At 32.6% G+C, this 12,623-nt stretch carries 13 protein-coding genes; all 13 read right to left on the minus strand.

All coding sequences use genetic code 11. The annotated features are described in order from the left end of the window. The 13 genes from BLP44_RS15100 to BLP44_RS15160 all read right to left on the minus strand — a co-directional run bounded on the left by BLP44_RS15100 (window position 1) and on the right by BLP44_RS15160 (window position 12,420). On the minus strand, window positions 1-861 hold the full coding sequence (locus tag BLP44_RS15100) for a tail fiber protein (RefSeq protein WP_091134160.1): 861 nt from the start codon (window positions 859-861) through the stop codon (window positions 1-3). Next, on the minus strand, window positions 861-1,916 hold the full coding sequence (locus tag BLP44_RS15105; RefSeq protein WP_139159209.1) for a tail fiber protein: 1,056 nt from the start codon (window positions 1,914-1,916) through the stop codon (window positions 861-863). The genes BLP44_RS15100 and BLP44_RS15105 overlap by 1 nt, the downstream gene beginning before the upstream one ends. 8 nt (window positions 1,917-1,924) lie before the next feature. Next, window positions 1,925-2,977, minus strand: coding sequence for a tail fiber protein (locus BLP44_RS15110; RefSeq protein ID WP_091134164.1), 1,053 nt, complete (start codon window positions 2,975-2,977; stop codon window positions 1,925-1,927). 6 nt (window positions 2,978-2,983) lie between these two features. Beyond that, window positions 2,984-3,988, minus strand: a complete 1,005-nt coding sequence (locus tag BLP44_RS15115; RefSeq protein WP_091134166.1) for a tail fiber protein — start codon at window positions 3,986-3,988, stop codon at window positions 2,984-2,986. 21 nt (window positions 3,989-4,009) lie between these two features. Then, complete coding sequence (locus BLP44_RS15120) at window positions 4,010-5,047, minus strand: tail fiber protein (RefSeq protein WP_139159210.1); 1,038 nt, start codon at window positions 5,045-5,047, stop codon at window positions 4,010-4,012. Between the two features lie 14 nt (window positions 5,048-5,061). Continuing rightward, window positions 5,062-6,003 carry a tail fiber protein gene (locus tag BLP44_RS15125; protein ID WP_091134170.1) on the minus strand — a complete coding sequence of 314 codons (942 nt, stop codon included), beginning with the start codon at window positions 6,001-6,003 and terminating at the stop codon, window positions 5,062-5,064. 4 nt (window positions 6,004-6,007) lie between these two features. Beyond that, on the minus strand, window positions 6,008-6,898 hold the full coding sequence (locus BLP44_RS15130) for a tail fiber protein (protein WP_091134172.1): 891 nt from the start codon (window positions 6,896-6,898) through the stop codon (window positions 6,008-6,010). Next, on the minus strand, window positions 6,898-7,791 hold the full coding sequence (locus BLP44_RS15135; protein WP_091134174.1) for a hypothetical protein: 894 nt from the start codon (window positions 7,789-7,791) through the stop codon (window positions 6,898-6,900). The genes BLP44_RS15130 and BLP44_RS15135 overlap by 1 nt, the downstream gene beginning before the upstream one ends. Window positions 7,792-7,793: 2 nt before the next feature. Next, window positions 7,794-8,744: a hypothetical protein gene (locus tag BLP44_RS15140; RefSeq protein ID WP_091134176.1), complete on the minus strand. Its 951-nt coding sequence runs from the start codon at window positions 8,742-8,744 to the stop codon at window positions 7,794-7,796. Window positions 8,745-8,835: 91 nt separating this feature from the next. Beyond that, the gene (locus BLP44_RS15145; RefSeq protein ID WP_091134178.1) at window positions 8,836-9,708 is read right to left on the minus strand and encodes a tail fiber protein; all 873 of its coding nucleotides are present in this window, start codon (window positions 9,706-9,708) and stop codon (window positions 8,836-8,838) included. A 6-nt stretch (window positions 9,709-9,714) separates the two neighbouring features. Then, complete coding sequence (locus BLP44_RS15150) at window positions 9,715-10,674, minus strand: tail fiber protein (protein ID WP_091134180.1); 960 nt, start codon at window positions 10,672-10,674, stop codon at window positions 9,715-9,717. Window positions 10,675-10,710: 36 nt separating this feature from the next. Next, window positions 10,711-11,643: a phage tail protein gene (locus BLP44_RS15155; RefSeq protein ID WP_091134182.1), complete on the minus strand. Its 933-nt coding sequence runs from the start codon at window positions 11,641-11,643 to the stop codon at window positions 10,711-10,713. A 48-nt stretch (window positions 11,644-11,691) separates the two neighbouring features. Beyond that, the gene (locus BLP44_RS15160; protein ID WP_091134184.1) at window positions 11,692-12,420 is read right to left on the minus strand and encodes a hypothetical protein; all 729 of its coding nucleotides are present in this window, start codon (window positions 12,418-12,420) and stop codon (window positions 11,692-11,694) included. Window positions 12,421-12,623: the final 203 nt, after the last annotated feature.

The following is a 12,623-nucleotide window of genomic DNA, read 5'->3' on the forward strand; positions in this document are numbered from 1 at the left end:
TTAGTTTTGGGCTTTTTTTAATAATTCGATTTCTTTCTTCATTTCAATCATATACAAAGTCATTTCTTCAATTTTCTGAAGGAGCTTAATATTCATTTCAGACAAATTGATCCCATCTTTTTTCATTTCTTCTGCTGAAGCAATTTCGGGAAGATGTTTATTTTCTTTGATGAATTTATCTACAGATTCTAAAGAGGGTAAGTCATAATCTTTTTCAAAAACAAAATCGGCACCTGCATCTACAGTTACTTTTACTTCGCGTGAAGTGATATTTCCAGCAACCGTGAGTTTTGAAGTTGGGTTTATAGTACCAATCCCAATATTTCCATTAAAATAAGCATTTCTATTTTGAAAAGTTCCAGTAGTTGTTGCATATGGATCTACAGTTGTTTTGTAACTATGAGCAGGACCATTATCTTCATTGTATGGAAGTGCATTTTGTACTCCATCATATACAGTCGGATTTACTGCATAATTTGACTGATAATAATAAGTGGTTCCTCCACCTTTAAGCCAAATTATTATACACCAACAGGAACCATTGGATGTTGCATCACGCCACCCAGCTATAAAAGGCACACTTGACACTAAATCTGCTTCAATAAAATTTGCCGCATTGCCATAGTTAGTAATATGATATTTAAAATTTGCCATTAATGCTCCTCGCCATGACGAGTCTGTATGTGTTGAACTTCTGCCTAATGTCAAATTTGTAGGTACATTATTATTCCACCCACCATCATAAAAAATAACTGGGTAGAATTTATCAATATCTCCACCAACATTAAAACTGCTAGAAACTTGAGAAAAAGCATGTTTAGAAATAATAAGCAATATTATTACCTGAATTTTTCGTATCATTATTTATTTTCAATTTTAAGGATTCTTTTTTCAAGCACTTCCAGTTTACTTTTCAATGATTTGTTTTCTTTTTCTTGTTTGTCATTTAGTTCATTCATTCTTATCATGTAAAGTGTCATCTCTTCAACTTTCTGCAGCAATTTAATATTCATTTCAGATAAATTAATCCCATCTTTTTTCATTTCTTCTGCCGAAGCAATTTCAGGAAGATGTTTGTTTTCTTTTATGAATTTGTCTACAGATTCTAAAGAAGGTAAATCATAATCTTTTTCAAACACAAAGTCGGCGCCAGCATTTACTGTTACTTTTACCTCTCGTGAATGGATGTTTCCTGCTACCGTTAGTTTTGAATCGGGCATCATAGTGCAAATTCCAACATTTCCGTTTGATGAAATTCGCATTCTTTCTTGCAAATCGGAGATTGCCGGGTTATCAGTATTTCCATCCCATCCTGAATAAAATACCAACGCCTTTCTTCCATAGTTTGCGTCTCCAATTCCTCTCAAAGCTACTCCGTTATTAGGCAGATATCCACCAGTTAAAAGTAAGTATGGCGTACTGGTATTATTATCGCCTTTTGCAGCATGTATTCTAAGTCCTGCATCAGTATTGGAAGCATCAATTTGAAATTTTTTCTCTGGATTATTTGTGCCAATACCGCTATTTCCTGTCCCTCCAATCTTTAAAATACCAGATGAAACTACATCGCTTTTAGAATCCAATAAATTTCGCCATTCTCCCCAAGTATCTTGACCATAAAATGCACTTCTATACATGATTTGCCCGCCATCCCAATTATTGTTAAAGTAAAGGTGAGAAATTAAATGGCCATGCTGTCCATAAATTTCTAACAAAGTGCCGAATTGAGAAGGTGCATTTGCACCAGTATAATTATCCCAAAGCTTTAATGACATATCTGCTACACCAACTCGTGGTGGGCTATTAAAGTCTTTTTGCTCTCTGGTCCACTTTAAACTATTGGTTCCTAATTCGAATGTTTGACTGAACATAAAAGTCTGCAAGGGAATAAATATAAGGAGAAATATTTTTTTCATTTAATTATTTAATTTTGTTCTGAAAGAGATAATTTTTTAAGAGTAGATTTGAAAGATTCGTTTTCCTTTTTTAATAACTCAATTTGATTTTTAGATTCTTCTATTTCTTCTGATTGCTTTTGATTTTTCTTTTCTTGTTGAATTAGATACAAAGTCAATTCTTCAACTTTCTGTAACAATTTAATATTCATTTCAGATAAATTGATTCCATCTTTTTTCATTTCTTCTGCCGAAGCAATTTCTGGAAGATGTTTATTTTCTTTGATAAATTTATCTACAGATTCTAAAGAAGGAAGGTTGTAATCTTTATCAAAAACAAAATCGGCACCTGCGTCTACGGTTACTTTTACTTCTCGAGATGCAATGTTTCCTGCTACGGTTAACTTCGAATCTATTTTTGCAGTTCCAATACCTACATTACCATTAAAGCCATTAATTACAAGAGCATCATTTGTTATTTGAGTTCCATCTCCATTATAAACTTGAAAATGAAGGTGTTTGTCTGAACCTCCATTATTTATTTGAAAAGCCTGACCATTGGGATTAAAAATTTCTCCAGTAAAAGATTCTCTGTTAAATGCTAAGGTTCCAAAATAAGGAGCCGTTCCGGGATGAATACTGACACCAGTTCCACCTGACTTTATAGTAAGTTTTGATTGCGGATTTGTGGTGCCAATTCCTAAATTGCCTTCAATATTTTGATTGCCTATAAAACTATTTGATCCTCTGGTAGCTAATTCATTCCAAACAGAATTAGAGGAAGTAAGTTGGTAATTAGCAGCTTTTCTAAAAAATAGTCTATCATTTTCAGTAAAACTTGATGCGATTTGAAGTTCATGATTATTTAGACTGTTTGAATGTCTCAAAACAAGTAAGTGCTGCCAACCACTATAGGTTAAATCAGGGATAGAACCAACAGGATTTAAAGCTTCATAAATGCCAGATTTTAAAGGTTGCGAAACATCAGTTATGTTGGAGGCAAAGCCCTCCCCAATTTGTTGTGCATTTGAAATTACATTAATGCAAAAGAAAGCTAGTGCAATTAAGTATTTGTTTTTCATCTAATATTATTTTGATTTGTTTTCAAGTTTAGAAATTCTTTCAGAAAGTAATTTGAAAGTTTCATTTTCCTGTTCTAGTTTTTCTATTTTCTTTGATTGGTCATTATTTTTTCTTTCTTGTTCAATTATGTAGAGAGTTAGTTCTTCAATTTTCTGAAGAAGTTTGATGTTCATCTCAGATAAATTGATTCCGTCTTTCTTCATTTCCTCTGCAGAAGCAATTTCTGGAAGATGTTTGTTTTCTTTGATGAATTTATCTATAGATTCTAAAGAAGGAAGATTATAATCTTTTTCAAAAACAAAATCTGCACCTGCATTTACGGTTACTTTTACTTCGCGTGAAGCGATATTTCCTGCTACAGTTAATTTTGAAGTTGGGTTTGTTGTACCAATACCCAAATTTCCATTCAAAATATAATGATTCCCGCCTAATCCGTTTAGTCTTAAATCATAATCAAATGCAATTGGTGCGCTAAAATCAGATATATTAACTCCAACGGGAGTTTGATCAATTTTGATTTGATTTGCATAGGTTATAGTATCTACCTTTTCTTGTAAATAAGTAATTTTTACTCTATATGTGGCATAATCTCTTACGTCAAAATAAACGGGCAATTTTCTGTTTATTTTATCTCCAAGAGTTGAAGTTAAGTCAATTGGCGTTCCTAGAGAAATTTTTCCAGAATGATAGATACCATGTGATTCTACAAGCTTAACAATGGGCGATCCAATATTTGCACCTTGTAAAAAACCGTTTTCAACTATGTACTTTTCGTACCCTGTACCGAATGAAGTTTGAAATAATTCAATAATAAGTAATCCTCCAGTTTGCCAATGATAAGAGTTATAACCTATGGTTGCAATTTCATACCTTCTTGCTTGAGTATCAACTGCCGATAAATTAGTGATTACACTTGTTTTTAATCCGTTTTGATTAATGTCATTTTGTGCGTTTGATAATGCCGAAGCAAATAGTAAAATTGTAATTATTGCATATTTTTTTAATTTCATAGTAAAGAATATTGCCTTAAATTATTTGTTTGTCTTTTTGAGATTTTCAATCTCTTTATTTTGCTTTTGCAGTTGTTCCTGAACTTTATTTATTACTTTATTTTGCTCGATTATATGTAGAGTCATTTCTTCCATTTTCTTGAGTAGAATCATGTTCATTTCAGCGAGCATTAGGCCATTTTTTTCAATTTCCTGTGCAGAAGGCACTTCGGGTAAATGTTTATTTGCTTTGATATAAGATTCGATTTCTTGCAACGATTTTAATTTGTAATCATCTGCAAAAACATAATCGGGTACTAATGGCCCTGCCATATCCACTCGAACCTCTTGGGTGTGAATTTTACCTTTTACAGTAAGCTTCTCGTCGGGATTTATAGTTCCTATACCAATATTGCCATTAATGGCAATTCTCATTTGTTCGTTATTGTTATCAGTGCAAAAAGTCATAAACCCCCCAATTATTCCACCTCCTCTGTAAAAATTAATAGAGCTATTGGTTTCTCCATAAAAGTTGTGTACAATGGAAAAACTTTTGACATTTCTATAATCATTTCCTTGTGTGTCAAACCCTTGAACTCCTAAGAAAGTTCCAGATCCAGTACCATCTCCCTCTCCTAATCTTCCAAAAACGGTACCTATTTGACCATTGGGTATGTATTGTGCCACATCCAAATTAGCTCTAGGTGAGGTAGTTCCGATACCAACATTGCCAGAAAAACTCTGATTTCCTATAAAATTATTTGTTCCTCTTGTAGCCAACTCTATCCAATTTGGATTAGAAGATGATAAATCTGTAGCAATTTTTCTGAAAAATAACCTATCATTTGAAGTAAATGAAGAGCCTATCTGAAGTTGATGATTGTTAGTTGGATTTCCATGACGAATAACAAACAAATGTTGCCATTCAAAACTATTGTCAGGAGTTCTACCTATTGCATTGTCTCCACCATACCCTCCTGACAACAAAGGTTGTGTCCAATCGGTTTTAATTGTAGCATATCCATCATTTATTTGTTGAGAATATGAAAAGATGGTGTGTGATAGAAATAGGGATAGCATTATTTTTAGTTTCATTATTGTTGAAGGGATGTTATTTTTTTTAATTTTTCTATTTCTTTATTTTGTTCTTCATTTTCATTTTTCATCTCTTCATTCTCTTTTTTCATTTCAATCATGTACAATGTCATTTCTTCCATTTTTTTTAGAAGAGACATATTCATTTCGGCGAGCATTAAGCCATTTTTTTCAATTTCTTTGGCTGATGGAATTTCAGGAAGGTGCTTGTTTTCTTTAATATAAGATTCGATTTCTTGCAACGATTTTAATTTGTAGTCATCAGCAAAAACATAATCTGGTACTAATGGTCCAGCCATATCCACTCGAACCTCTTGAGTGTGGATTTTACCTTTTACAGTAAGTTTTTCATCTGGATTGATAGTCCCTATACCAACGTTTGAAGCAAAAAAAGCATTTCGGTTTTGATAAACTCCTGTATTTATGGCATATTCTTGAACTGCAGTTTTAAAGCTGTGTGAGGGACCATTAACTTCATTATAAGGAAGCGCATTTTGTGTACCATCATAAACGACAGGGTTTACTGCGTAATTTGATTGATAAAAATAGGTCGTTGAGCCGCCACGAAGCCAAATAATAATTCTACGCTCGGCGTTTGATGCAGATGCGTCTCTCCAGCCTGCAATAAAGTTTGAATAGGATCCTAAATAGTAGCCTGTGGGAGCAGCAATGTCGGCATTAATAAATGAGGAATCATTTCCCCATTCTGTAACGTGGTAAGTAAATTGAGACATGAGCGATCCTCTCCAAGAAGCATCTGTGTGTACATAACTTCTTCCTAAAGTTAAATTTGTTGGTGCATTAACTGCCCATCCGCCATCATAAAAGGTAACAGGGTAAAATTTGTCAATATCACCATTAACTTTGAAACTTCCAGATACTTGGGAGTAAATTTTAGTAAAAAGGAAAATAAAAGAGAGTAGAAAGTATAGTTTTTTCATAGGGTTATTTTTGTTGTTTTAATTTCAATATATCCTTTTCCATTTCATCATTTCGCTTTTTCATTTCAATCATATATAAAGTCATTTCTTCAATTTTCTGTAAAAGTTTAATATTCATTTCAGATAAATTGATTCCGTCTTTTTTCATTTCTTCTGCAGAAGCGATTTCTGGAAGATGTTTATTTTCTTTAATGAATTGATCTACAGATTCTAAAGAAAGCAAATTGTAATCTTTTTCAAAAACAAAATCGGCACCTGCATCCACAGTTACTTTTACTTCTCGAGAAGCAATATTTCCAGCAACAGTAAGTTTTGAGGTTGGGTTTACTGTTCCAATGCCAACATTAGCCATAAAGTAAGCATTTTTCTCTTGGTATTTTCCAGCTGTTGTTGCATATTCTTCAACAACGGTTTTATAACTATGTGCAGGTCCGTTAACTTCATTGTAAGGCAATGCATTTTGTGCGCCATCGTATACGGTTGGGTTTATCGGATAATCGGATTTGTAATAATACGTGGTTCCGCCACCACGAAGCCAGATTATGATGCAATTGCACGTTCCCTGTTCTGTGGCATCTCGCCAGCCTGCAATAAAATTTGCAACAGATCCTCTAGAGGGTTTGATATCAGCATCTATAAATTGAGAACCGTGTCCCCATCCTGTGACATGGTATTTAAAGGAAGCCATTAACGATCCTCTCCATGTAGAATCTAGATGGATGTTGGCCCGTGATAAAAATACATTTGTTGGAGTGTTATTATTCCAGCCATTATCAACAAATGTCACTGGATAAAATTTGTCAAAATCTCCTCCAACATTAAAACTTCCTGAAACTTGTCCAAATGAGTATTTTGAACAAAGAATTAGTATACCTATTAGAAATATTTTTTTCATTATTGGTTATTTTCAATTTGTTGAATGCGTTTTTCTATTAATTTCTGATTGCTTCTCAAAGACTCATTTTCTTTTATTATTATGTCATTTTGCTTTTTCATTTCAATCATATATAAAGTCATCTCTTCAATTTTCTGTAAAAGTTTAATATTCATTTCAGATAGATTGATTCCTTCTTTTTTCATTTCTTCTGCAGAAGCAATTTCTGGAAGATGTTTGTTTTCTTTAATGAATTGATCTACAGATTCTAAAGAAGGTAAATCATAATCTTTTTCGAAAACAAAATCGGCACCGGCATCTACTGTTACTTTTATTTCTCGCGATGAAATATTTCCAGCTACTGTAAGCAATGAGCTTGGATTTGGAGTTCCTATGCCTACAAAACCATTTCCTTTTATTGTAAACAAGTCTCTACCTCCTGCACCTATATCTCGTACCCGCATATAACTGCTTCTTGCCGCATTTTCGTTTGTTCCAAAAGAACCAACATCAATAGTAAAAGCATTAATTAAATCTTGGCTTCCAGGAACGTTAATATAAATATTTTTACTTGCTAGAGTTTTTGCGGTAAAATCAGTATCCCAATTGTTTAAATTTCCAGAATGCCAGATTCTGTTCCAGCCTTTCCAACCGGAAGCCCATCTTCCAAAATATAATTCATTTGTTGCAACGCCATTTACAAGACTAACATAGTTATTTACATCAAAGCCAAAATTTAAACCTTGATAATAATTTGCTCCCAATATATTGTTAGTAGGCTCAACGGCGATCCATTGACCGTTGACTCCAGAAAAAGAAGAAAGGTTTGTTTCTACATTTCTTAATGGAAAATAGCTCTGAGATTGAACAATTATTGTAAAAGAAGTGGAGAGAAGGAGGAATAGTTTTTTCATTTTTATGGTTTGATATTATCTTCTATTTTTTTTAACCTAGCTTCTATATTTTCGAAATTTTTATTTTGTTTTTGAAGTTCATTAATCTTTTTGTTTTGTTCAATCATGTACAAAGTCATTTCCTCAATTTTTTGAAGAAGTTTAATATTCATTTCAGACAAATTAATACCATCTTTTTTCATTTCTTCAGCAGAAGCAATTTCTGGTAAATGCTTGTTTTCTTGTATAAATTTATCTATCGAATCTAGTGAAGGAAGGTCGTAATTTTTTTCAAAAACAAAATCGGCTCCTGCATTTACAGTTACTTTAACCTCACGCGATGCAATGTTTCCTGCAACAGTCAAATTAGAATTTCTCTCGTTCGTTCCAATAGTTGTATTGCTACTTAAAATATGAAAATTATTAACCTGATGCGTTTCATCCATATTAGGAGTAAAGTCCTTAATATCGGTTAAAATAGTTGTATTTACTGGCAGACCATTAACTTGATAATTAATAGATTTCATGTTTTCTCCTGTAGATTTTGTCCATCCTGAAAATTTATAGCCTAAATCATGATAAGCCGCACTGTATGGCACATCGACCGCTATATATTTTTTTCCGTTATAGATACATGTTTTTAAGGTCCAATTAGCATCATTTACAGAAGTTCTAATAGTAGCGTTAATGTTGGCATATGCTGATGAAGTATTTACTTCTACAATATTTATTCGATTATAAGAAGCAGCACTGCCTCTAAAAGCTGTAATTGTTCCTACTGCATTATTCATGGATATAAAAGCGCCATTATAGATTTCGTGCAATAAAATTAGATTACGGGTATAATCTCCTTGGGCATTATTGCCTATATTTATTATTTTAAAATCATCAGCTACAGGAGAAACTTGAATTTGCGCATTTATACATGAAGTATGAGTGATTGCTATTAAAAAGGCTAGTTTTATTATTTTCATTATTGGTTACTTTTTTTTAATTGTTTTTCAAGAGTGCTTATTTTTTCGTTTTGCTTTTCATTTTCTTTTTTCATTTCTATCATGTAAAGCGTCATTTCTTCCATTTTTTTAGCAAAGCCATGTTCATTTCGGCTAGCATTAAACCATTTTTTTCGATTTCTTTAGCAGATGGAATTTCGGGTAAATGTTTGTGTTCTTTAATGTAATTTTCAATTTCTTGTAATGAATTCAATTTGTAATCATCGGCAAAAACATAATCAGGAACTAATGCACCAGCCATATCAACTTTTACTTCTCGTGAGTGGATTTTACCTTTTACGGTAAGTTTTTCGTCTGGTGTTGCTGTACCAATACCTACATTTCCATTTTGAAGCGCCTTAATAGCGAGTGAAGCGCCATCTGAAGTAAAAACATTTCCTACATATAAATCCCAGTCAGCTGTCATAGGAAGGAATTTCATAACACTGGTATCATTTCCAGTTATATTTAAAGGATCAAAATTCCCGTTTACATTTATAGAAATAACTTTGATATAAACTATTATTGGTGTATTGACTCCCAAAGTATTTACGGCACGTATTCTAAATCTAGGATTTGCATATTGTGTATTACAGTCAATAGTAAAATTTGTTCCACTTCCTACATAAGGATTGTTGTTTATACGACCAATTTCTCTCCATAAGTTAGGATTGGAATGGCTGATAGATGCAATGTGCGTTGCCGCTGAAGCGATATTCCCTCTAGTATAACTTAAAGAAATCTGATAATAACCACTTGCTCCAGCTGATGTTGGATTTACTCTTAAAAACTCAACATAATCGCCAATAGCATAACCGGCTGGGAAAGTAACGCTAGTTTCATATTCTGTTGCATAAGCTATCGAAATTGCTTTATAAAGATTTACAGCTATAATTTTTGCAGAGGAAAAAATAATCAATAAGCAGAAGAATAGTCTTTTTTTCATGGATAGTTATTGTTTATTGGTTAGGGTTTCAATTTTCTTTTCTAGATTTTTGATTTGTTTGTTCTGTTCGATCATGTAAAGTGTCATTTCTTCCATTTTCTTAAGTAGAGCCATATTCATTTCACCTAGCTTCAAACCATTATTTTCAATTTCCTTGGCAGAAGGAATTTCAGGCAAATGTTTATGTTCTTTAACATAATCTTCGATTTCCTGCAATGATTTCAGTTTATAATCATCAGCAAAAACATAATCTGGGACTAACGGGCCAGCCATATCAACTCGAACTTCTTGAGTGTGGATTTTTCCTTTTACAGTAAGCTTTTCATCTGGAGCTATTGTACCAATGCCTACATTTCCATTCAAGATAATCGCCATCTTGGTTGAATAAGCTAAACTTTCCGTAGAATTTGTAGCATCTGCCGTTTGAAAAAGTAATCCATTTAGGCCAGTGTCTGTACCCGCAAAAAGCCTTACGCCAAATGAATTGTATAAATTGGTATGAGTGATAATTTCCAGACCACTTCTGCCATTTCCATATTGGCCTAGTTTGATTTCTTCAAAGTTATATGTTCCTGGAAAGCTAAGTTTGTAATTATTGTTATTTATAAACTCACCAATTTGCAAAATAGTTTGAGGATTTGATGTTCCAATGCCAATATTTCCATTTGGTAAAAATGTCATATATCTATTGTTTAAATCTTTACCTATGAAATTGCTTGAAACAGTAGAAACGCCATTTATAGAGTTGCCAGTAGAACCAAATGTAAAAAAGGATTCGCTCCCCGATTCATTAGCTAGAGAGTAAGCACGTCCCCAACCGCCTGTATACCCGGGGAAGTTTGTTTTTATCTGTGCACCGTAAGTAGGATAACTTATACCAATGCTAACATTATCAAAAGTGGTGTTTTGAGATTTGATTGAAATAATAGTATTAAAGAAAAGAACTATTAAAATTATTTTTTTCATATAAGTTTGGTTAGTAGTTTCTTTGGGAGAAGGTTTTTAATTTATAGTGAAGTTGAAAACGGTACTTCTTGCACTTTGGTTTCCTGCATCATCAAATGATTTGACGAACCAGTAATAAGTACCTTTGGTCAATGTCTTATTGTACGGACTAGTGGCTTTATCTTTGAAATTTAGATTTGTCAAAGCACTTTCTGTGTAGACATATAAACTATCTTTCTCTGAACTTCCAGAAATTGGAGTTCTATTCCATTGAAAGTTAATGCTGGTATTAGTAGTCGTACTTGCATTCGTCGGATTGGTAGGAGCAGGAGTGTTTGGTGCTTTAGTGTCTACTAGAATAGATCTCGAAGTATAAAGTGTTTCGGCATTTCCGTTGCTGGCACGCACTTTCCAAGTATATTTTCCTTCGTCAAAAGTAAAGTTAAATAGAGTGGTTTCGATATTTTGATCTTTTACCAAAGTATTATTTTCATCTAAAATTTGGACTTGATAGCTTGTTGCCCCAATTATAGCGTCCCATGATAATTTCTGAGCGGCTATTTTGGTTGTTAAATTGTTGGCAGGAGTTACTAAAACTACGGTATTCTTTTCAAAATCATCATTATTTAAAATCTCAAAACTTCTTTTAAAGTATGCAGTTTCATATGCGCTATTAATTGCTTTTACTCGCCATTCGTATTTTCCAATATTTAATTGCTGTGTAAAAGTATTTTTGGTTAAGATGGTATCAAGAACCACTTGTTGCGGGGTTTCAAAATTTGGAGTAGCAATCTGAAGTTGATATTTCTCTGCACTTTCAACATTTTCCCATGAAAAAGTGATTCCAGAAAAAGATAAAACCGCATTATTGGCTGGCGCTGTCAGTACAACTTCTTTTTTAGAAATATCATCGACCATTAGTATTTCTTCGCACGAAATAAAATTGAGTATGAATAAAAGTGAAAAATATTTTAAGAAAGATCTGTTCATTATGGTAAAGAAATAGGTATTTATAAAAGTAAAATTCGGTCTGAAAAACTATAGATCAAAAAGATCTTTGTTATTTTTTTTCTCGCTTATTTTTTGTTTGGTTATTCCGGTGCATCTATCATTTTCGTTTACGATATCAGCAACATTCCAATGGCCCTTTACCGATTTTGTCCAACAGAATGAACTGACTTGGTACGCCACAATAGTTTCAGGATTAATATCTATAATATCTGTTTTTTTGCCTGCTTTGTATAATGCTATTGTGTATTTTTTGTATTGGTTATTAGCCAAATAATAAGCATCAGCTTGTCTGATTTTTGCAATTTCATCAGTTGGTAAGCTTACAGCTAGACTTGAAATTAGTTGCAGATTTTGAGTATCCGTTAAAAGTTTTAGAAGTGAAGCATTATAATCTGCATTTATCTCATCAACCAATCCGGCAACATCTAATATTTTGATAGTTACCAACTCAGGCTTAATGGGAAGACTGTCTATAAAAGCTACTTTGGTTTGGTTTTGATTGTATTTAGCTTTTGATTTATAGATCTTGTTTAATTTTTTATTGTAAGGAACTACGCCAATTTCTACGCGAATATTGTTTTCAAGTTTTGCCAAAGCTTTAGGCTCAAAAGTATTGAGATTGTATGATAATTTTGAAGTTCCAATACTCCCTAATTCTACAACTGAAGAGGAAAATTTATAATTATCATTTTTGATTTTGGTTGTCTGGCAAGCACTGCAAATTATTAAAATTAAGACAACAACTTTTTTAAACATAACATTTTTTTTATTGTAATTATTTTTTTATATTTTTTAACAAATCTAATCAAATAGATGTAATGTAGTGTTAAAATTTAATCTTTTATTTTCAGATTTTAAGCTCTTATGTTATGATTTTTTTTGATGTAATATCTTATGTTTGTCTTTCACTAAAACCGAGCAAATATAAAATACAAATTACTTTTTCTTACCCTTATTTT

Origin of the sequence: Flavobacterium anhuiense, from assembly GCF_900101855.1 — a bacterium.
In the GTDB taxonomy this organism is placed as follows: domain Bacteria; phylum Bacteroidota; class Bacteroidia; order Flavobacteriales; family Flavobacteriaceae; genus Flavobacterium; species Flavobacterium anhuiense.

Bases quoted from the DNA above. Each gene is read 5' to 3' on its own strand.
- BLP44_RS15155 (WP_091134182.1), bottom strand. From the start codon at position 11,643: ATGAACAGATCTTTCTTAAAATATTTTTCACTTTTATTCATACTCAAT.
- BLP44_RS15115 (WP_091134166.1), bottom strand. From the start codon at position 3,988: ATGAAATTAAAAAAATATGCAATAATTACAATTTTACTATTTGCTTCG.
- BLP44_RS15140 (WP_091134176.1), bottom strand. From the start codon at position 8,744: ATGAAAATAATAAAACTAGCCTTTTTAATAGCAATCACTCATACTTCA.
- BLP44_RS15145 (WP_091134178.1), bottom strand. From the start codon at position 9,708: ATGAAAAAAAGACTATTCTTCTGCTTATTGATTATTTTTTCCTCTGCA.
- BLP44_RS15100 (WP_091134160.1), bottom strand. From the start codon at position 861: ATGATACGAAAAATTCAGGTAATAATATTGCTTATTATTTCTAAACAT.
- BLP44_RS15110 (WP_091134164.1), bottom strand. From the start codon at position 2,977: ATGAAAAACAAATACTTAATTGCACTAGCTTTCTTTTGCATTAATGTA.
- BLP44_RS15135 (WP_091134174.1), bottom strand. From the start codon at position 7,791: ATGAAAAAACTATTCCTCCTTCTCTCCACTTCTTTTACAATAATTGTT.
- BLP44_RS15125 (WP_091134170.1), bottom strand. From the start codon at position 6,003: ATGAAAAAACTATACTTTCTACTCTCTTTTATTTTCCTTTTTACTAAA.
- BLP44_RS15120 (WP_139159210.1), bottom strand. From the start codon at position 5,047: ATGCTATCCCTATTTCTATCACACACCATCTTTTCATATTCTCAACAA.
- BLP44_RS15160 (WP_091134184.1), bottom strand. From the start codon at position 12,420: ATGTTTAAAAAAGTTGTTGTCTTAATTTTAATAATTTGCAGTGCTTGC.
- BLP44_RS15130 (WP_091134172.1), bottom strand. From the start codon at position 6,898: ATGAAAAAAATATTTCTAATAGGTATACTAATTCTTTGTTCAAAATAC.
- BLP44_RS15105 (WP_139159209.1), bottom strand. From the start codon at position 1,916: ATGAAAAAAATATTTCTCCTTATATTTATTCCCTTGCAGACTTTTATG.
- BLP44_RS15150 (WP_091134180.1), bottom strand. From the start codon at position 10,674: ATGAAAAAAATAATTTTAATAGTTCTTTTCTTTAATACTATTATTTCA.